The organism is Paenibacillus pinisoli (assembly GCF_003605435.1).
Lineage (GTDB): Bacteria > Bacillota > Bacilli > Paenibacillales > Paenibacillaceae > Pristimantibacillus > Pristimantibacillus pinisoli.
Genome location: NZ_QXQB01000004.1, coordinates 187,908 through 208,857, shown reverse-complemented (window position 1 = coordinate 208,857; position 20,950 = coordinate 187,908). Strand labels below are relative to the sequence as shown.

Below are 20,950 nucleotides of genomic sequence, written 5' to 3'. Positions count from 1 at the left end.
CCTCAGCCAGCGGATGACTGGACTGAGGCTGCAAAAGCTATACGTTAGGGAACTTGCCCTGCTGCTTGTCGTAAGCATAGAGATCGGCCGCAAGCGTCATCCACTTGCCCGCCAGTCCAACCCATACTTCCTTATAAGTAGCACTGTTCATCTGCGGCCAATACGGAACGTCCTCATTCTCGAAGGTTTGTATGCCTACCGGAATCTCGCCGACCATCTCGCCGCTGAGTACAGTATATTGCTGGGCAAAGTTGTAGCCCTCTCCATACATCAGAGATTGGTTGAACGGATTTTTGCCTACAATCCAGTGCAGCTGCTCCTCCGCAATCTCGATCAGCTTCCGATCATTCAGGAGAAGACCGGCCAGCGCCGCCGCCTTGCCTGTGGACAGCACGATCGCGTTATTCCCTTTGAAGGAGAACCAGACCGGAAACCGCTTCAAATAATACTCGTTGTTCAATCGAACGCCCTGCCGAAGCTGCTCGCCATATTGCTCCTTCGCTTTGTCGCCGACAAGCAAATGCTGAACGTCGAAGCTCGCTTGGTCCTTATGCTCGTCAATATGATAGATGCCGCTCGAAAGCATCGGATAAGGCGCTGTATAAGCGGTCAGGAACTTGATATAAGAACCGTATCGTTCTACGGCTTCCATCCAGCGCGCCTTCTTCGGATGATCCGGCTGCGTCCCGAGGATCTCGCTGAACGCCATCAGATACAGATGCTCTCTGGCCTGATGGTTGAAGTGCATGGCTACTTTCCGTTCTGGATTGCGATAGAAGAAGCCTGCCACCATCTCTCCCGCATCGGTACGGATGCCTTCCGCCTCTTGAGAGGCGATGACATCGTCCAGGTAGCGTTCAGCCTTGCGGGCATATTCCTCTTCGCCGGTCAGGTTGTACATTAAGGATGCCGCCCATGATGCCGTAGCCAGGAATAAGCTCTCAGACGTCATATAAGTATGCTCCCAGAAAATCGGCTGCCTGGAGAAGCCGTCCTTCTCGAACTCTTCAACGGCATATTGAAAGTCCTGCAAGGCAACCTGCGCCAGCTTGTCCTTCAGAATATTGCCTTCCTCCATCAGCATGGAGATCTTCGCTTCGATACCGGAGCAGATAAAGTTCTCATAAGGATTGTTATGCACACGGGCATACATGTCGTCCATATTGCCGATAATGCCGTCGGACCAGATGCGGATGCCGGCGCTTGTCGCCCGGTAGCCGTCTCCGAACCTTGTCTTAAGCAGGAAGTCGACACCCCACTCCCCTTCTTCTACGAGACGCAGATACAGCGGCAAATTATGCTCTTTCACCTGCTCCGCCATCTCATACAGCGACAATGCCACTTCAGCCGTCTGCACCAGCTGCTGAGAGACGTCGCCGGCATCGTGCCAGCCGCCGTTGAAAATAATCATGCCGCCATCATGCTTCGCGGTAATATCCGCGTGGCAAGACCCGTGAATGCCGTGAACCGGGCAGCCGCACCGCTCGCAATAGATGAAGTTGAGCGACTTCCAGATCGAATCCTCCCAGCGGTCGACGCTGCAGCCGATCCGGAACGGCTTCGAGATCAGGTCGCCTATGCGGATGACATAGGTTCCTTCTTCCGCAAGCGGTGTGAAGTCAGCAACCGAGAAGGAGCCGATCGTCGTCTCAGCCGCTTGCACCTGGCCGCTGAACTTCTCCTCCCCGGTCTCCAGCAGCATGACGCTGAAGGAAGCCTCGCGCTTGCCAGCGATTAGAACCGTTTTGGCATGGTCAGGATGATAGCCGTTATGCGAGAAGATCACATCCTTGTGGCGCGGCTGCCACCCTTTGGAGATATTCGGGTACTCTACTTTCTCCAAATGCACGTTTTTGATGAAATATTTTACGGTATCTCCAGTTGCCCGGTCCTTGCCGTACATATCGTATTTGAAGCTCAGTTCCGTAATTTCATCCCTCGGCAGATCAGGGATTTCCATCGAGCACTGATTCCATTGTTTGTTTTTCAGATTAATGACGTTAAAGCCTTCACGAAAATACATATCCGGAATCTTGATTTTGCCGTCATTGCGAATAGCTACCTTAATATGCGGATTCGCCATGCCGCTGCAATCGGGGTAAATCTCGAAGGATATGCGGTTGTAGCTCTCCCAGCTCTCATGGTCGAAGGAACGGTATGCCGCTACAGGCCCATATGTGCTGTAATCGCCATCGCTTGGCGAGCCTTCCGGCCAATGATCCATCAGATTCGGTGAGGACAGCTCCAGCATGCCATCGATAAAACGGGACTCGCCATCGCCTCTATGCCGCCACTGATCGGCGCCTTGTTCCGAGTCCAATATGACAACACGTTCCAGCACCTTCTTCTTCAGGCTGTCCGCTTCAAGGGATGCTCTCTCGTCAATCTTAAGCGGCTTATGAATGATATTCGACAGCAAAATTTCTTTCTCCAACGGTTTGGATGCCACTTGCCATTCCCCCTGACACTCGGATGTCAATTTGGTAACGTTACCAAAATTCAATGCTATAACTGATGTCTACTAATTGGAGCATAACAAATGGATGCGATTGTGTCAACGGCAACACGATTGTTCCTTATAGAATCTGGATTCCCTCGCAATTATCGCACTCCATGCCACTGCTGTTTCCTTAAAAGTGTTTACTTAGATTGCGAGCTAATCTTGCTTCCTTTTTACTTAATTATCACCGATTTGGTACTGTTACCAAATTTCAAACAGCTTTTGATAGGACAGGATTATCTCTTCGTTGCCAGTATAACGATTACTTTAGCCAAGGAGACGACCTCTTATGCTCCGTTGTGCTCTAGCAGGCTCGAGAATCCGATATTGACAGCCGCCCTGGCACGCTTTACATTTATTATAGTTAAGCACTTAACCAAATGCCTTGAAGAAGGAGAGTTTCGCTTGAAGGATCTGCAGCAATACGTCATCGATTTGCCTCTGCATAATCAGGTTTTCTTTGCTCTGGTCGAAACGACGGCGCAGCTTGTCGACGTATCCGAATCGTATTGGCAGGCGCAAGGCGTGAACGGAGCCCGCATACGGATATTAGTGGAGCTGATGAAGGACGGGGGCACCTTGCTTCCTTCGAAGCTGGCGCAAAAAATCGGGGTCACGAAGGCCAATATCAGCCTGTTGCTCGGACCGTTAGAGAAGGACGGCCTTATCCGGCGGGAGCCGCATCTGAGGGATGGGCGCAAATCGGTCATAACGATTACCGGGCAAGGGCAAAGTTTGCTGCTTCAGCATCTGCCCCGCAATCGGGAACGAATCGCCGAAAGGATGAGCGTGCTGGATGAGGCCGAGTTGAACCAGCTCCAGGCGCTGCTGCAGAAGCTGAAAAGAGCTTAGCTCTTTTTTATCCAACTGGTTAAGTCCTTAACTAAATTCTATTATCGCATGGAAAGGAAGATTCACTATGCCTATCGCAATTACAGGAGCGAGCGGAAAGCTCGGCCGTCTTGTCATTCAGGAGCTGCTGCAACGCGTGCCAGCGGCTGAGCTTGTGGCTTGCATACGCAATACGGAGCATCGGCATGATTTCGAGAAACTGGGGATTGCCGTTCGCCACTGCGACTATGACCGGCCAGAGACGCTGGAGCAAGCCTTTCATGGCGCATCGCGCCTGCTGTTCATCTCCAGCCCGCATCATGATGATGGCCTGCGCCTGCTCCAGCATTCGAGCGTAATCGAAGCCGCCAAGCAATCAAAGATTGGACAGCTTTTCTATACGAGCTTTGCGTTTCCCGAAGACGGCGCCATATCCTTAACCCGGCTGCATGCCGCAACCGAAAAAGCCATTCATGCCTCTGGCGTTCCCTACACGATATTCCGCCATGCGATCTATTCCGACTTTGTAGAGGTTCTAGATCTCCGTTCAGCTGTTGCGAAGGGCGAGCTGCGGGTTCAGCCCGGCCATTGGCGTTTTAATTCCGTTATCCGCCCCGATCTCGCCGTCGCCATTGCCGCAGCTCTGACTAGTCCAGGCCATGAGCAGCAAACCTATGAGCTGACCGCGCCGAAAGCATGGACCTTCGAGGAGCTTGCTGGCGCATTGTCTGAGCTTGCGGGCAAACCGGTCTCTTTGATCCAGGATACTGAGCTTCAGCACTGGATGTTCGGTTTCCTCCGCAGCATCAATACGGCTTCCACAACCGGCGATCTGGTACGGCTGATGGAGCGCCCTGCTACTCCGCTCAAGGAAAGCATCCAGCCATTTGCGCTGCCTCTTAAATAGAAGAGGAAGTTTGCGCGAGCCATGCGGCGAGCTGCTTCGCTTCAACCGCGTCCCCTTTGCGGAATTTCCGCGTCTTCCGCTCAGCCGGCCCGTCCCACTCGCCTTCCGGTAGCTCCAGCTCAGCGGCATGGAAAATGGTGAAGCTTACAGCGTCCTTGGAGGTCGAGATCACAGCGGCGTATTTTCCGTTTTTCAGAAAATGCGGCTTCTTATACTGCAATCTCTCTTGCGCTTCCGGTATCGCTTCATATACAACGTCGCGCAATTGAGCGCACAGCTCCTGCTGCCAGGCTTCCTTCAGTCCGTCAATCAAATCTTTAATCTCTTGATTCATCTATTCTCTCTCCTTAGCTATTATGAATTCAGCAGGCTTAAATGATCTTGCAGATCGGCGCTGAGCGCCTTAGTTCTCGCATCAAGAGCTGTATCTGCCACCGTGGATGCCAGCCTGCGCACCTCAACGATATGTTCGCCCTGCCCCGGAGGTAGAGGCATGCGAAGCGCCCACTTCAGCGCGTCTTCCTCCGTCTCTACATCAATAACCGTATAAGCGGCAATCCATTCTTGCTCCGGCGAAAAAGGACCCGGCAGCATCGCCGGCGCTTCGCCGCCCGGCGGGAATACAACTCGGATGCCGCTGGCGCTAGGCAGAAGCTCTTCGCTTGACTGGAGGATGCCTGCTGCCCGCATATGATCTTGGAAGGCGGCTCTCGCTGCGTATAGCTCCTTGCCGCCATCTATGCCTGCCTCATAATAGCCCGTCGCTTTCACCATTAACATAAACCGCATTTCATCACCGCCTTTATTCCGTGCTTGGCTTTAACTTCTCCTTGCATTCGGCTGCCCTGCCCAAGAGCAGCTCCCGTTCCCGCTCATTCCTCGTCATGTCCGCTGCGCGCTCTAGCTCGCCTGCAGCCTCCCCATACCGCCCCAGCTTCATCAGCAGATCGCCGCGAACGCTTGGCAGCAGATGATAGCTGAGCAGCGACGGCTCGCCATGAAGCGCATCGACAATCTGCAGTCCGAATGCGGGGCCAAAAGCCATGGATACCGCAACTGCGCGGTTCAGCTCTACAATCGGCGAATACGAGAGGGTCGACAACGCTTCATAGAGTGCTGCAATGCGGACCCAATTCGTATCCTCCACCGATGTGGCCTCAGCATGGCATGCGGCAATCGCCGCCTGCAGAGAATAGGGCCCCAGCGCTCTGCCAAGCCTGCGGCTGCGCTCCAGTGCCGCAAATCCGCGGCGGATCAGCAGGCGATCCCATAATGCGCGATTCTGATCCTTGAGAAGAATCGGTGCTCCGCCCGCGCCTATTCTGGTCTTCAAACGCGAGGCTTGAATCTCCATGAGAGCGACGAGTCCGTGCACCTCCGGCTCATCCTGCGCAATCTCGGCCAAGACACGCCCCAGCCTTAACGCTTCCTGGCAGAGGAGGGGCCTTGTCCAATTCTCCCCCGACGTTGCCGAATACCCCTCATTGAACATGAGATAGATCACTTCCAGCACAGCGGCAAGCCTTTCCTTAAGCTCTTTGCCCTCCGGCACCTCGAACGGGACGCCCTTGGCATTAAGCGTCCGCTTGGCCCGAACGATGCGCTGCGCAATGGTCGGCTCAGCCACAAGATAAGAACGGGCGATCTCATCCGTCGTAAGCCCGCAAAGCAGCCGCAGCGTCAACGCAACGCGAGCCTCGGCCGATAGCGCGGGATGGCAGGTGAGGAAGATCAGACGCAGGAGATCATCGCCGACCTCCCCGTCTATCGCGCCATCGATATCCGCCTCTGTATATAGAGCCGCATGACGGGCAAGCTCCTCATGCTTTCGCTCGCCAACCTTGTTCCTGCGCAGCAGATCGATGGCGCGCCGCTTGGCTGTCGTCATCAGCCAGGCTCCCGGATTATCCGGAATGCCGGTCACCGGCCACCGCTCAAGCGCAATAACCAGAGCGTCCTGAGCGAGGTCCTCCGCCAACCCGACATCGCGTACCATTCGCGTCAGACTCGCTATCAGCTTAGGCGATTCCATGCGCCAGATCGCATCGGCCGTGCGGTGTGCGGATGCGCGGCTCACGCTTTCCTTTGCTGCTCCACTTGCTTCCGAAGCGCTGCCTCTTTCGCCAATGTATCAGGGTCCTCCATCAAGTCCTCCACATCGAACACCTGTCTCAGCTCAATCTCTCCCTGCCCGAATCCATGCGGGTCCGGCATGCGCAGCGCCCACTCGACCGCCTCTTCGCGCGATTTCACCTCAATCAGCGTATAACCCGCGATTAACTCCTTCGCTTCGGTGAAAGGACCGTCGATCACCTTCGGCTTCCCGCCTGGCTCAGGGTACGAGATGCGGATCCCGTTCGAGCTAGGCTGCAAGCCGTCTGCCGCCAGCAGCACCCCGGCCTTCACCAGCTCCTCATTGTACTTTTGCATAGCGTCGATAAGCTCCTGGCTTGGCATTGCGCCTGCTTCCGAATCCGATGTCGCCTTCACAATCATCATAAATCTCATGTCTTTATTCCTCCTAAAATGGGATCAGCATCGCCTGAGCCAGATTGTTGCATCTGGCGATCAACCGCGCTTCTATCTACACAACGAATCAAGTTCGACCGAATCGACAGATTCAAAAAGTTTTTTTCTACCATTATGTTACTATGTCTTTCAGCTCTTGTATCTAGCTTTCAGCTCTGCGAATCTATTAGGCCAGCAAAAATGCCTCCAGCTCCGAAGCAATCATCGCAGCATTCAGCTTTTTGGTATGGCCAAGCCCCTTCTTGCTGACGAGCTGCGCATTCGGCAGAACGTCTGCCACCGCTTTGGCGGCATGGCGCAAGCCGGCAGGGCTTTCCGTCCCCTCCAGCACCAGAGCCGGCATCGCAATCCCTTGCCACATCGCAGGCGACAGCGGCTTGCCCTCCATATAACCATCCAGCAATGCCGCATCATACGGAAGCGTATGGGCCAGACCCGTCAGCGAAGACCAGACGCCCGGCATCAGCCGCATCATGCCAACGATGAAAGAAGGCGCACCCATCCCCTTGGTCATAAAATATTTGACCGCTTCTCCCCGCTTCCCCTCGTCAATCATCTCCGTCAGGCGGCTGGCGAAGCGCTCAGGCACGATCCTGTCAGCCTTCTCTACGACAAACGGCGGTTCGTGCAAGACTACCTTCTTCATCCGCACGCCTCTTGCTGCAGCCAGCATACATAGAACAGCGCCGGAGGACAGCCCCCATACATAAGCCGCTCCGCCAGCCCCTTGAATCATAGCTTCCAAGTCTTCGATTTCACGCTCAATGGCATAAGGCTTCGTATCGCCGCTGTCGCCGCGGCCTCTGCGGTCATAGTTGTAGACGGTGAATCGCTTTGACAATAAGGCTGCAAGCTGGGTTACGCCGGCAAACTTGCGGTATCCGAACGCGCCTGATACCAGAATAAGTGCCGGCCCCTGGCCTGTCTGATCATAAGCAATCCTGGTTCCGTCCTTCGATATAGCATAATGCATGTGTATTCCTCCCCAAATCTGAGCTAAAGTACTGCTTCTATGTACACGACGAATGATTGACGATGAAATCGACAAACAGTCAAAATATTTTTTTGCATTCATCATATAACAAAAAATCGATCCTTGGCGGATCGATTTTTGTACACGCTCACGAGACTGTCTATAGATTCACATCCAGCCACTTATGAATGACTTCAACCAGTTGCGCTTCCTTCGCGCGGATCTCATCCATATTCCCCAGCTTAACCAGCGCCCGGTCGGGGGAAGCCCATTCGAGCAGCCCCGTGGTGTCCTCAATAATCGGCCGGCCTCCCGCTCTGTCCTTTCCTTTCGCTCCAGTATGAAACACCAATAGCAGACAATCTTGCTTCCGCAAGTTGAACGTAATTCGGTCCTCGCCTTCTATATGAAAGCTCGGCGCATTCCATTTGATATGCTCCCCGATTCCCGGGCGCGCGTTCAATATGATGCTGCGGACAGCCTCTGCCTCAAGCTTGAGGGGATGCTCCAGCTCCCTCATATACGCTTCCACTAGCTCCGTACCGGACAACCTCGATTTGCTTCCGCCGGGTGAACCGGCTTCCTTTCTTTTGGCTGGCATGTAGGACGCCTCCGTTCTGGAATATGTCTGCTAATGGATGAGCAGGCCGGCTTGCGCGGCACCGCTCCTCTCCTGCGGCGCCAACAGCTTCGCCAAAAACTTGCCCGTCAGCGATCGCTCCGCACCGGCTACCTCCTCCGGCGTGCCCGCTGCCACAACCTGGCCTCCGTTGCTTCCGCCGTCAGGCCCCATATCGATTACATAATCTGCAACCTTGATCAAATCCAGATGGTGCTCAATGACCAGAACGGAATGTCCGGCATCGACGAGCTGCTGTAGGCAATCGACCAGCTTCTGAATGTCGCTATGATGCAGGCCGGTCGTTGGCTCGTCCAGCACGTACAGATTATGGCTGCCCCGCTTCAGCTTGCCCAGCTCGTAGGCCAGCTTGATCCTCTGCGCTTCGCCGCCGGATAACGTCGTCGAGGATTGCCCCAGTCTCAAGTAGCCTAGGCCTAGCTGATGCAGCACCTTCAGCTTATGCTGAACATAGGTCTGCCCCTCGAAGAAGACCACCGCTTCTTCAATGCTCATATCAAGCACCTCGGCGATATGCTTGTCCTTCAGCTTGATCTCCAGCACTTCATCCGTGAATCTGGTTCCTTTGCACACCGGACAGATCGCCTCGACATCCGGCATGAACTGCAATTGGGTCACAACGATGCCTTCGCCTTGGCAATTCTCGCAGCGTCCGCCGTTCTTCTGATTGAAGCTGAAATCGTTTTTGGACAATCTGCTGCCTGCCGCCGCAGCAGCCTCGGCGTACAGCTCGCGTATCCGGTCGAACAACCCGACATAGGTCGCCGGATTAGAGCGTGTGCTCCGGCCGATAGGAGATTGATCAATTGTAATAATACCTGTCAAATGCTCGTGCCCTGTCAGCGAGTCATGCTCGCCCGGCTTGATTCTGGCATCGTGGAAGATGGAGAACAGCTGCTTGCACATCACTTCGTTCACGAGCGTACTCTTGCCTGACCCCGACACGCCCGTAATGCAGGCGAGAACACCGAGAGGGATATCGACATCCACCCGCTGCAGATTGTTCGCTCGCGCACCACGAATTTGAATGACTTTCCCCGTCAAGGGCCGTCGTTCGGCTGGAACCCCAATCATGCGCGCACCGGAGAGGAATGCGCCTGTGACCGATTCTGGCGATGCCGCCAGCTGCTCTGCCTTGCCCTCTGCAATCAGCCCTCCGCCCTCCCTTCCCGGCCCCGGACCGATCTCGATAATATGGTCCGCGCTAAGTATCGTATCTATATCATGTTCAACAACAATAATGGTGTTGCCCAGATCGCGCAGCTTCTTCAGCGTATTGATCATCCGGCCGCTGTCTCTCGCATGAAGTCCAATGCTGGGCTCATCGAGCACATACAGCATTCCCATCAGCCCCGAGCTGATCTGCGTGGATAGCCGAATTCGCTGCGCTTCTCCGCCCGATATCGTATCGGAGCGACGGCCCAAGCTCAGGTAATGCAGCCCGATATCGAGCAGCAAGTCCAGACGCGTCAGAATCTCCTTCGTAATCTGTCCGCCCACATTGGCTTTCGTATCGCTAAAGGTCAAATGCTCCAGGAATAGCTTCAGCTCGCTAAGCGGCATTACGCTCATCTGATGAATATCGGTCCCGCCTACGCGGACGCATAGCCGCTGCGGCCTCAGCTTCTTCCCTTCGCAATCCGGGCAGGTATGCTCGATCATCACTTTTTTGTAGAAATCCGCTTCGCCCTGACTGCCTTGCCGCTTCAGGAACAGCTTGTACCACCAATTGATGATATGTACAAATCCAGCAAAGGTCATCAGCTTGCCCGCATGCCTGTGCTGCGACTTGCCTGAGCTCTCGTCGGGGATGAACGGAAACTTCTCTCCTTTGGTGCCATAAAACAGCATCTCCTGCACAGGTTCGGGCATGTCATCCAAAGGCACAGTCAGATCGAAGCCGTAATGCTTCGCCATGCTCTTTACAAGTCCCCAGATCCATGTGCCTTTGGTGCCCGTACTTAGCAATTTGGGCTCAATGGCGCCAGCCAGCAGGCTCTTGTTCCTATCCCGAACCAGGAACCTTGCTTCCGCTCTCATAAAGGTGCCAAGGCCGCCGCAGGTTCGGCATGCGCTGTCGCTATCATTGAAGGAGAAGTAATGGGGCTGAAGCTCACCCATCGTCAGATGATGCTCCGGACAGGCAAATTGGCGGTAAAACTTCTCCTTATCGAACACAGCGCCGTCTGGAACCGATACAATTTCGAAGCGGATGAAGCCTTCGCCGACTAGGCTCAAACTGTTTTCAATCGTTTTGGTCAGCACCTTGTAAATATCCGGTTTCACGATAACCTTATCGACTACAATGTCAATTCGGCAATCCGTTTCCTCCTCCAGCTCGACGTGATCGGTCAGATTGGTGCGTACGCCGTCAATATGGAGCGTTCGAAACCCTTTGGCACGAATCTCATCAAAAGTCGTTTCATACGTCTCGCCATATAGCTTGTATACCGGCGCCAGCACCTCCAGCTCCGTCCCTTCTGGGAGCTTCTGAATATGCTCAATCATCTGCAAGGAAGAACGAACTGGAATCGGATGATCGCACAGCGGACAGCTCGCTTCGCCTGCCGAGGCGAACAGCAGCCGCAAGAAATCATAAATATCCGTCATCGTTCCCACTGTAGAGCGCGGATTGAGAATGCCTTTCTTCTGCTCGATGGCAATAACCGGTGAGAGACCGAATACAAAGTCGACTTCCGGCTTCTTCACTTGGCTCATTCTGCTCTTGGCATACGTGGACAGCGAGTCCAGAAACCGCCGCTGTCCTTCGCCATAGATAACATCGAAGGCAAGCGACGATTTGCCGGAGCCGCTGACGCCCGTAATGACCGTGAGTTTGTCTCTCGGGATATTGACATCGATATTTTTCAGATTGTTTTGCCTTGCTCCGCGCACCTCAATGAATGTCTTCATCCGTTCCCCCACATCTCCATTTCGTCATTATCGCACGCATAAGCAGGCTCAAGCAGCGGCACCCTGCTCTTCGGCGTTGCCTTCGTCTCCGATTCCCACTTTGTAATCAGGCCTTGCTCCGCCAGCAAGTCACAAGCAGATGCCATAGGGCCTGCCTCTACCGGGATAAGCATGCGGAATCTCATAACCAGATTCGTTACGGTGCGGATGTCCGCTTCTTCCTTCAAGTAAGCGATTATAGGCTGGAACATTGCTTCGGACCGCTGCTTCAAGTAATCGTCAATCCCCAGCAAGGCCGACTCTACCTTGTCTCGATTCACATCGCCGCCTATCATCTCCGTATAGACAACATTGAAAAAATCCGGATTGCAGCGGAGCGCCTGTTGAACGACCTCGCGCATAGGAACCTCACCTTGTAGGACCACTTCGATCTGGGCCAGCACATCGGCCATCTTGATTATCCATGCGGCGCTATAGATCATATCGTCCTTAACGTACAGCCACTTCTCCGCTTTGGCGAGCAGCCCCAAGGCATGGCAGCCTAGCATGACGAGATGCAGCTCGCGGTCCCGCTTGCCGACATGGCGGATTTGGTCCATATATTCGGCTATCGAATCATCCTTTGTGAACAGCAGCGTGCTCCGCACCAGCATAGAGTGGCTGAAGGCGCTTTGCATCGAGCGCTCTATCCACCGCTTGAACTCATTGCGCGTCTGAATGCTTGCATTGATCGGAATATCATTTTCGACAAAACAGGTATAGCCAATCTCCAGCTTCTGATCATGGACGATCAGCTTGATATCGATATCCGACTTCTCCCATACTTGATCGTAGGACATGCTTCCGAGGAGAATCGCGGCAATCACTTGGTCATCGCTTTTAATCTTCTCTACAAATCTCTCAAGCGCCTCGCGAAAAACCTCTATTATCGGGTTTGCATGGCTTGTTTCCATTCCATCCCACTCCTTCTTGGCTGCTATGAAATTGACCCTCTCAACTACTGATGCCACTGGCGGCGAAAATTTATCATTTTTGTAATCCGTTTCATATAATTAGTTAAATAGTACCATCCCGATGTATGGAAAAGGTATATATAATCTCGTCATTCCTGCAATCAATTGGATCATCATAAAAAAAGCCGCCGATCTATTGCTTCAGCAGCTTCTGCAAGTCGTTATGATTGGACAGCCTGACCAGCTTGGATGAATAGCCTTGCAGCTTGTCTTCAAAGCTCGCCCGCCCCCGCTCGAAGTCCCGGGTCCATACGTACATCATATACAGCATTTTCAAATCCGGCTGGTAGTGGCATGCCTCAATGCCAAGCTTTTGCTTCACGAACCGCTTCACAATCCTGACCCTGCGTTTCCACAAGGGCGGATCCACAAAAATAATCGTGTCCGCCATCTCGAACAGGCATTGATAGGAATCGCGGTCTACACCTTCGAATATCCAAGCTTCACTGCTGTCAATTTCTTCAATGACCTCAAGCTGCTCTGCTGCTGTACGCTTAACCCGCCCTTCTGGCGTCTGATGGTATACCACGCAATCCAGTTCATGCCATGGGATATGTAACGTTTGGGACAATTGCTTGGCTAACGTCGTTTTTCCGCTGGCTACGATTCCTATGATGAATATCTTCCTCATAGAATCACCTTCATTTCTATATGGATCTCGCAAGTCGAAAGCCGAGGTCATCTATGCGGAACGTCGGATGGCTGCGCCGGCGGCATGTCGCTCCGCAGCCTCTGGCTTCTTCCGCCCAGCTCCCTCCGCGGAATACCCTATAGGTGCCGTATACATTCACATCATATAGATCCCAGCACCACTCCCACACGTTGCCCAGCATATCGTAAAGCCCCCAAGCATTGGGCTGCTTCCTGCCTGCCTCCTGCACTTTGCCCTCCGCATTGTCCCGGTACCATGCTATCGCATCTAGATCCCCATAGCGATACCCGTCTGCACCGGCTTTGCACGCATACTGCCATTCCGCTTCCGTCGGCAGGCGATAGCCATTAGCTCCACGGAGACATTCGATTTGCCCGCCATCTTGGCTTATCACGTAATATTCTTGCAAACCCGAATGCCGAGATAATAAATTGCAAAAAAGGATGGCCTCATCCCATGACACTTCTACGACCGGAGCATGAAGAAGCGCATCCGGTTCAATCGGCTGTTGCACAACAGCAGCATATAACTCATTCGTAACCGGAATGGGTGCGAGCATAAAGGCATCCACCCGCTCCGTCCATTGCGTCTTTTTCCGGTCATCCCTTAAGGCGACCTCTCCTGCTGCAATACTCACCATCGGATAATCCCTAAGTGCCGCTAACAATATTTTCTCCCCCTCGGACCAACCGATCTCCTATACCGCTGTCCATCAAGAATACACAATATTTTCTTGTAGTGTCAAAATAAATAAGCAGCCTCAGAGGCTGCCACAATACGCTTTATGTTGTGAAAACGACCAGCGAAAATGAAGAATGGCCGCGCCAGGACGCAGTCCCGGCACCGCCATCTTTGGCTTTCGGGTAGTTCTACAATTTAGTTGCAGTGCAAACTGCATTTCAGTCGAATTCAACGACTTTTCCCCCACCTGCTTCGCGGCGCTATTTCGCTCCATCCGCCGATGTTGCACCTGTAGCGGTGCCTTGCGGCGCTATTTCGCTCTATTCGCCGATTTTGCACCTGTAGCGGTGCCTCGCGGTGCTATTTCGCTCTATTCGCCGATTTTGCACCTGTAGCGGTGCCTCGCGGTACTATATCGCTCCATTCGCCGATTTCGCACCTGCAGCGGTGCCTCGCGGCGCTATTTCGCTCTTTCCGCCGATTTTGCTCCTGCAGCGGTGCCTCGCGGCGCTATTTCGCTCCATTTGCTGATTTTGCACCTGCAGCGGTGCCTTGCGGCGCTATTTCGCTCTATTCGCCGATTTTGCACCTGTAGCGGTGCCTCGCGGTGCTATTTCGCTCTATTCGCCGATTTTGCACCTGTAGCGGTGCCTCGCGGCGCTATTTCGCTCCATCCGCCGATTTTGCTCCTGCAGCGGTGCCTCGCGGCGCTATTTCGCTCCATTTGCTGATTTTGCACCTGCAGCGGTGCCTTGCGGCGCTATTTCGCTCTATTCGCCGATTTTGCACCTGTAGCGGTGCCTCGCGGTGCTATTTCGCTCTATTCGCCGATTTTGCACCTGTAGCGGTGCCTCGCGGCGCTATTTCGCTCCATCCGCCGATTTTGCTCCTGCAGCGGTGCCTCGCGGCGCTATTTCGCTCCATTTGCTGATTTTGCACCTGCAGCGGTGCCTTGCGGCGCTATTTCGCTCTATTCGCCGATTTTGCACCTGTAGCGGTGCCTCGCGGCGCTATTTCGCTCTATTCGCCGATTTTGCACCTGCAGCGGTGCCTCGCGGCGCTATATCGCTCTTTCCGCCGATTTTTTCGGCCTACAACCCCCGCCATCGCTACTTTTTACGCTGTAAGCCGTCTTCTACAGCTCGCCGCAGTAACTTTCCACGCTCTAAGCCGTTTTTTACGGCTTGCAGCCCGCGCCGCTCTTGGGACGACTCCAAGCTTTAACGTTTCTCTGCAACTCTATCTGCACGATTCCGCCATTTTGGCTTGCTTAGCGGTGTGTTGCACTACTACTTCACCTTTTGGGTCAGCTCCCTTGCCAAAACAATAAAGCTGCTCATAGCAGCAGCACCGACTCTCTCCATCTGCGTCTTACTTTAGCCGCGTTCCCCAACCGACCCTTGACCGAAACAACGGCTCCGGATTGTCCCGGATTATGCAATAGACCAATCGCTCCACCAGAAAGCAAAGCTCCTTCATAGATTTACGGTCTGCCGCGAATGCTGCATTGGGCTGAGCTGCGTGACATTCACGCAGCCTTAGCCTTGCACGGAACAAGATGGAGCGGACCGCCGACATGGTCGTACGCAGACCGCTTGCGATTTCTTTCATCGTATAGCCGAAATAATCGGCCAAGAGCCATACTATGATTTGTCTGGGCGGCATACATCGGGCTACCCACTCCATCCAGCCCAGCACTTCTGCATAGTCCGCATCGGCGGCACTGCCTGCCTCTGCCGCAGCCAGCTCCCGCTCCCCCGGCCCGCTTCGCCGGTATTCATCATGCCACCGGTTTTTGGCTACCCGGTACAAGAAAGGTCTTACCTCCTTGATGTCGCCCTTTCTAGCGTAATAGCTGAATGACTTGGCCAGCGTCTCCTGATACAGGTCCTCGCCATCCCATACGGAGCCTGACAAGTAGTAGCAGTACCTGCGCAATTCTGGCAAATGCGACTGTACGAGCGTTTCAAAATGGGAGGAGGACATTATGCAAGTCTCCTTTCTATTTCGTATGCGGCACTTCCAGCATTAATCTGGCGTCGTCTACGGATAGCTTTACTTTATTTTGAATGCCCAGCCTTTGCCTCAGCTCTTCTGGAATTTGCAGCCTGCCGAACCGGTCTACAACCGCATATTCCTCGTGCTCTTCCTTTGCCAGCGCCGACTGTTCCTGCTCCGATGCAGAACGCTTGATCATCTCCGAGCTCGTCATCCCGTCCCTGATCGCCACGACACGGTCAACCTTGCGCGCCAAGGACAGATCATGTGTTACGATGACAATCGTCGCTCCAGTCTCGCTGTTCAAGCTGCGGAATATATTCATAATCTGATCGGAGGTTTGGGCGTCGACTGAGCCTGTCGGTTCATCCGCCAGCAACAGGGAAGGCCGGTTGGCGAGCGAGATGGCAATCGCCGTTCGCTGCTGCTCCCCGCCGGACAGCTGAACCAGCTTATTGTTAATGCGATGCGTCAACCCTACCCACTCAATCAATTGCCTGGCATACGCGCCGTCGACTTTCCCGGCAACCATCATAGCCGTCTCCACATTCTCCAGCACAGTCAAATAAGGAAGCAGATTTCGCGAATTGTTCTGCCATATAAAACCGACCGTATTCCGCTTGTAGGCGACCCGCTCCTTCTCATTAATCTGCAGCAGATCCCATTCTCCTACGACGGCTTTGCCTGCGGACGGACGATCCAGACCGCCCAATATATTAAGCAGCGTCGACTTTCCGCTGCCACTGTTGCCGATGATGGCGATCATCTCTTTGCTCGCAACCTTCAAATTCAACCCCTGGAGAGCCACGACCTCCACATCGTCCGACTTGTAGATCTTCACCAGTCCTTCGCAGTCGATCATGCGATCCCTACCTTTCTTCTCCCAGCTTCACAGCTTGATGGACGCGCAGACGCCATATCTGAACGGTCAATACGCATGCTCCGACGGACAGCATGGCAAGTACAATAACAAGCAGCTGTACGGTGTCCCTCCATTCGAAAACAATCATAAACGGCGGCACTTGCGCTCCTCCGCTAGTCTGCAGCAGCGGCAGGAACAGCTTGCTGACCAGCCGGCCGATCCCAAGTCCAAGCCCAATGGCGAGCCCTGTTGTAAGCAGCTGCTCCAGCAGCAGGATGAAGGTCAGCTGGCCCCGCGCCAAACCCGTAGCGCGCAATATGCCCATCTGCACCGTCCTTCTCGCCAGACTGTAGATCCAGAAGAGCAAATAGCCAATAAAAGATACAGCGACCGATACGATAAAGCCAAGCGTCAGAATGCCATACGTCCCCTCTCTGGAAGGAAGCAGCTTCTGGAGAATCCGTTCATTGCGGGCATCCCGCAAGCTGGCGGTCTCAATGCCATGCTCGCGCAAATGGCCTACAACCGGCATTACTTTGGCGCCATCCTCCATATCCAGCCAGAGCCCATAAGGCATTAGCGGAATAAGGTCATATACATAATCGAGATTGGCAATAACAAAGGACTGCTGCGGGGACAGCGACGGCCAATATTCCGATATGCCGACAACGACGAATTCGATCGGAACCTTTTGTACCGTCATCTGAATCAGATCGCCCTGCTTCAAAGCATTCCGGTCCGCAAAAGCTTTTGACACAATGACTCCTTGCTCGTAATCCCCCATCCAGCGCAGCAGTTGAAAGGGATGCGCCCCCTTGTACAGATCATGCCTCCACCAAGCGCTGGAAGCAAAGGCGACATTATCAATGCCCATCAGCAGCCCTTTCCCAAGCGACTTGCCCGCCACAGTTAAGTCGCCCTCGGCTTGAAGCACACGGACATGCGACTTCACACCCGGCATCTCTTCAAAAGGGGCGAGCGGCGGCTCCGTATAGATCGTCTCTCTCGGCTGATCGTCTGGTATATAATTGCCATTCTCGTCATACAGCTGAAGCTTGCCTTCCCATACAGGCTGAATCACGACATCTGTTCCGTTGCTGTACATGATTCTCTCTCCCTCATTCCTGTCGATCGTTCGCGCCGCCGAAGCATGATAGATGCCTAATCCCATCGTCATAACAAGCAGGAGCATTAATGGGAAATAGCTTTTTTGGGAACGGGACAATTGGACGAGCGCAAGGTGGAACGTAACCGGCAGCCATCTCCGCAGCATCCTATGAAGCAGCTTCAGCAGCAAAGGGAACAACCGCAGGCTGACGAGCCCGGCGGAGAAGACCGCAACAGCCGGGACGAAGAAAAACGCCGGATGAACCTGAAGGCTGCCGGAGTCGGACTGCTGGCCTGCATTCAACTGGCCGCTTTGGAAGAGATACCAGCCTGCGCCAGAAGCAAGGAGCAGAACAATATCGATATACCAGCGTTGCCAAAAAGGCTTACGATCGGCTCTTGCCAGCTCCTGCTTATGCCCGACGATCGAATTCTTGCCATAACCTGCAACAGGCAGCAGTCCGGCAAGAATGGCCGCCGCAACGGCAGCGAGTCCATAGGCACCGGCGGCATTATTCCAACCGATAGCCGCATCCTTGCCAATCGAAAATTGCATGAATCCATCCGTAGTTACCATAAGCCGGGCCATTCCCGCTGCGCCTAACATGCCAAGAAGCCATGCGGCTGCACCGAGCAGCGCCCCCTCCAGCAGGAAGATGGCAAAGATGAGCCGCATCTCCGCCCCTCGGCTGCGCAGCACCGCAATATCATTGCGCTGACGCTCAAGAGATTGTCTGGCATTGATGTAGATAAAATAAAAACATAATGCAAGCATCGGCGCAGCAAGCGTAAATAATGTCATTTGGACCTGCTGGCTTTCCTTCTTGAATGTTCTAATCAGATCCAGGAAGCTTAGATCGACCCGGCTATTGCGCAGCATCTGGAACATATCCGGCTCCAGCCTCTGCAAGAGCTTCTCCAGTCTGCCCAAGTCGCTGCTTTGCAGTTCCTGCAGATCGTAAAGCCCGTACCAATTCACTGTATTGACCGAAGCTGACAGGCCCTTCATCACCTCTTCCGCGAACATATCCGGGTTGATCATCAGTACGCCGGAGAAAACATCCAGCCCCTGATACCAATAATCCGAATTCGCATCCTTCGGCTGGAACACTCCTACGACCTTAATCTTCAAGACTTTATTGCCTTTGGCTGTTGGCAGCGTGTATTGATACACGTCCCCGACCTCCAGATAGTTCCGGCTCCGCGCATTCTCCCAGACAACCGCTTCAATAATGCCGTCGCTGTCTGATGAATTTCCGTACATCGCCCCATCGATTATCTCTATTTCTTCCGCTAAACCCGATTGAGCCATAAGCGACATTTGCCTTCGGCGATTATCCCCGCCGCCCGCCGCCGCGTCTTGCCGAAGCTGTGATTGCGCAACGGAATAAGTGGCAATGGATTGCAGTAGCGGATAGCCGATTCGCTCTGGAAGCTTGTTCATCATATAGTCGTGCAGCGCAGCTAGCGACTCTGGCTCGGCAGGATCGTTGCGCGCAGGCTGATACCTGGTCAGCAGCGAGCCCGGCGGCGAGCCCGCTCTCTCTTCATGGAGCGTTGCGGAGATGATCCTGGACAATGCGTGGTCCGTATAAAAGGGAATGCTGCTAGTAAACGAAACGGCAAGCAGCAGCCCAATAAAAGAACTGACCGTCAGCGGGCGGTTGTTCCACATTTTACGCCGAAGAAATCGAAGCAGCGGCTTCATTGACCGATCACCCTCTGACCCGGTTCAAGCCCCTTGACGATTTCTACTTCAGTAGCGGTTGTCAGGCCCACTTCAACATCCACTTCCCGTTTATTTCCGTTCTCATCCACAACCTGCACATAATTTCTGCCGGATGCCTTCTTCAGCGCGGAAGGAGGGATCAGCACCGCATCTTGCTTGCGTTCAGTTACGACAGATATGCTTAGCGGAGTGCCCGCCTGTACATCAGCCGGAAAAGGATTCAGCTCGATCAGCACATACAAATCCAAAGAATCATCCTTTCCGCTGGATTCGCTGGAGAGGGGCAATCGGGCGACTTTGCCGGAATGGGTGCCAGCTGTATTGATGTTGACGGTTGCCTCCATGCCTATAGCGATCTTCTCCAGATCAGAGGCAGAAAACTTGGCTGCTACAGTTAGCGCGCTCATGTCCGATAATACCCCCACCGGCTCATACGCCTTGATGGCATCGCCAATTTTCTTATTGAAGGAAACAAGCGTGCCGCTGAATGGCGCGGTTAGCCGAGAGGCTTCTCGCTGCGCCTTCAACTCCTCCATCTCGCTCTTCAGCAGCTCAAAGTTCAAGTCGTCAACCTCGGTGCGGGTATTCGCTCTAATCTTTTCGGTCATATTAAGCTCGGCTTGCCTGATTTCAATCTCCTTGCGTTTGATCTGATTCTCCAGATTGCCGGTATCGATGACTGCAAGCAGCTGGCCTTTCGACACTTTCTCTCCGGGCTCTACCAGCACTTCAACTATTTGTCCGCTATTAGAAAGGAAATGCAAACTTTCTTGCCTCTTCGACATCAGCTTGCCGGTCGCATTCACTTTGAGCTCTATCGTCGATTTGGCTACTTTGTATTCCGGCTTCTTGGAAATTTTGGGAGACTGGATCAGCTCAATCAGCTCTGCTTCCTCCGACTGCGAAGAGAAGCTGCAAGCAGACATCGACACGATGAGCCCCGCACAGCATACACCGATCAGCAACACGCGGCTCTGGCGCTTAAACCAATCTTCCATCCGCCATTTCGTAGACATGGTCTGCCACCTCCAGCATCGTTTGGTCATGTGTTGTCATACATATCGTCATCCTCTCCTCCGAACGCAGCCTTTCGAATAGTCCCATAATCCGCTCCGACATGCGGGTATCTAGCTCGGCAGTTGGCTCGTCCGCAAGCAGCAGCTTAGGCCGGGGGGCGATCGCCTTGGCGATTGCCACCCGCTGCTGTTCTCCTCCTGACAGCTCATACGGACGATGCTGCGCTCTCCCCGTCATGCCAACCTGCTCCAAGCAATCGGCAATGCGGTCCGTCCATTGAGCAGATGAAACCCCGGATAGCCGCAGTCCCAATTCAACATTCTCCCAAGCCGACATCAAGGGGTGAAGCGCAAAGGCTTGGAAGATGAACCCGATTTCGCACTTGCGGACACGGGTGCGCTCTTTGTCTCCCATGCGGTGAAAGTGGTGGCCTCCGACCTGAACATCCCCTTCGGTCGGCATATCGAGCCCGCCAATTATGTTCAGCAGCGTTGTTTTGCCAGAACCCGATCTTCCCTTCAGTATGGCAAGCTGGCCCATGTTCAAGCGCATATCGACCCCCTTCAGCACATGAATCTTCGTAGTACCGGACCCGAAT

General features: G+C 53.9%; 18 protein-coding genes. 2 read left to right on the top strand and 16 right to left on the bottom strand.

Going from position 1 to position 20,950, the window contains the following annotated elements; translation table 11 throughout:
• Positions 1-37: 37 nt before the first annotated feature.
• The gene (locus tag D3P09_RS18130; RefSeq protein ID WP_120112815.1) at positions 38-2,449 is read right to left on the bottom strand and encodes a glycoside hydrolase family 9 protein; all 2,412 of its coding nucleotides are present in this window, start codon (positions 2,447-2,449) and stop codon (positions 38-40) included.
• Between the two features lie 456 nt (positions 2,450-2,905).
• Here D3P09_RS18130 and D3P09_RS28200 point away from each other — a divergent pair, with 456 nt between their 5' ends.
• The gene (locus D3P09_RS28200) at positions 2,906-3,352 is read left to right on the top strand and encodes a MarR family winged helix-turn-helix transcriptional regulator (protein WP_243644293.1); all 447 of its coding nucleotides are present in this window, start codon (positions 2,906-2,908) and stop codon (positions 3,350-3,352) included.
• A gap of 67 nt (positions 3,353-3,419) precedes the next feature.
• Positions 3,420-4,238 carry an NAD(P)H-binding protein gene (locus D3P09_RS18120; protein ID WP_120112813.1) on the top strand — a complete coding sequence of 273 codons (819 nt, stop codon included), beginning with the start codon at positions 3,420-3,422 and terminating at the stop codon, positions 4,236-4,238.
• On the opposite strand, the gene D3P09_RS18115 is transcribed toward D3P09_RS18120, so the two are convergent.
• The 15 genes from D3P09_RS18115 to D3P09_RS18045 all read right to left on the bottom strand — a co-directional run bounded on the left by D3P09_RS18115 (position 4,231) and on the right by D3P09_RS18045 (position 20,922).
• A complete protein-coding gene (locus tag D3P09_RS18115) occupies positions 4,231-4,572 on the bottom strand; it encodes a DUF1801 domain-containing protein (RefSeq protein WP_120112812.1) in 342 nt (113 codons plus the stop codon). The two genes, D3P09_RS18120 and D3P09_RS18115, sit on opposite strands and share 8 nt — an antisense overlap.
• A 20-nt stretch (positions 4,573-4,592) precedes the next feature.
• Positions 4,593-5,027, bottom strand: a complete 435-nt coding sequence (locus tag D3P09_RS18110) for a YciI family protein (RefSeq protein ID WP_120112811.1) — start codon at positions 5,025-5,027, stop codon at positions 4,593-4,595.
• A gap of 13 nt (positions 5,028-5,040) precedes the next feature.
• Positions 5,041-6,315 carry an RNA polymerase sigma factor gene (locus tag D3P09_RS18105; RefSeq protein WP_120112810.1) on the bottom strand — a complete coding sequence of 425 codons (1,275 nt, stop codon included), beginning with the start codon at positions 6,313-6,315 and terminating at the stop codon, positions 5,041-5,043.
• Entirely contained in the window at positions 6,312-6,746 is a 435-nt protein-coding gene (locus D3P09_RS18100) for a YciI family protein (protein WP_120112809.1), read from the bottom strand. Before D3P09_RS18100 ends, D3P09_RS18105 begins: the two co-directional genes overlap by 4 nt.
• Before the next feature lie 187 nt (positions 6,747-6,933).
• Complete coding sequence (locus D3P09_RS18095) at positions 6,934-7,740, bottom strand: alpha/beta fold hydrolase (protein WP_120112808.1); 807 nt, start codon at positions 7,738-7,740, stop codon at positions 6,934-6,936.
• 160 nt (positions 7,741-7,900) lie between these two features.
• The gene (locus D3P09_RS18090) at positions 7,901-8,341 is read right to left on the bottom strand and encodes a DUF1801 domain-containing protein (protein WP_120112807.1); all 441 of its coding nucleotides are present in this window, start codon (positions 8,339-8,341) and stop codon (positions 7,901-7,903) included.
• Between the two features lie 30 nt (positions 8,342-8,371).
• On the bottom strand, positions 8,372-11,293 hold the full coding sequence (gene uvrA / locus D3P09_RS18085) for an excinuclease ABC subunit UvrA (RefSeq protein ID WP_120112806.1): 2,922 nt from the start codon (positions 11,291-11,293) through the stop codon (positions 8,372-8,374).
• The gene (locus tag D3P09_RS18080) at positions 11,290-12,246 is read right to left on the bottom strand and encodes a nucleotidyltransferase domain-containing protein (RefSeq protein WP_120112805.1); all 957 of its coding nucleotides are present in this window, start codon (positions 12,244-12,246) and stop codon (positions 11,290-11,292) included. Before D3P09_RS18080 ends, uvrA begins: the two co-directional genes overlap by 4 nt.
• Positions 12,247-12,439: 193 nt before the next feature.
• Positions 12,440-12,937 carry a P-loop NTPase family protein gene (locus D3P09_RS18075; protein ID WP_120112804.1) on the bottom strand — a complete coding sequence of 166 codons (498 nt, stop codon included), beginning with the start codon at positions 12,935-12,937 and terminating at the stop codon, positions 12,440-12,442.
• 16 nt (positions 12,938-12,953) lie between these two features.
• On the bottom strand, positions 12,954-13,598 hold the full coding sequence (locus tag D3P09_RS18070; RefSeq protein ID WP_120113334.1) for a formylglycine-generating enzyme family protein: 645 nt from the start codon (positions 13,596-13,598) through the stop codon (positions 12,954-12,956).
• 1,412 nt (positions 13,599-15,010) lie between these two features.
• Entirely contained in the window at positions 15,011-15,625 is a 615-nt protein-coding gene (locus D3P09_RS18065; protein ID WP_120112803.1) for an RNA polymerase sigma factor, read from the bottom strand.
• A 16-nt stretch (positions 15,626-15,641) separates the two neighbouring features.
• Positions 15,642-16,499, bottom strand: a complete 858-nt coding sequence (locus tag D3P09_RS18060) for an ABC transporter ATP-binding protein (protein WP_120112802.1) — start codon at positions 16,497-16,499, stop codon at positions 15,642-15,644.
• A gap of 7 nt (positions 16,500-16,506) precedes the next feature.
• On the bottom strand, positions 16,507-19,314 hold the full coding sequence (locus D3P09_RS18055; protein ID WP_120112801.1) for an ABC transporter permease: 2,808 nt from the start codon (positions 19,312-19,314) through the stop codon (positions 16,507-16,509).
• A complete protein-coding gene (locus tag D3P09_RS18050; protein ID WP_165867492.1) occupies positions 19,311-20,351 on the bottom strand; it encodes an efflux RND transporter periplasmic adaptor subunit in 1,041 nt (346 codons plus the stop codon). The genes D3P09_RS18055 and D3P09_RS18050 overlap by 4 nt, the downstream gene beginning before the upstream one ends.
• A complete protein-coding gene (locus D3P09_RS18045; protein WP_279387138.1) occupies positions 20,317-20,922 on the bottom strand; it encodes an ABC transporter ATP-binding protein in 606 nt (201 codons plus the stop codon). The genes D3P09_RS18050 and D3P09_RS18045 overlap by 35 nt, the downstream gene beginning before the upstream one ends.
• Positions 20,923-20,950 lie beyond the last annotated feature (28 nt).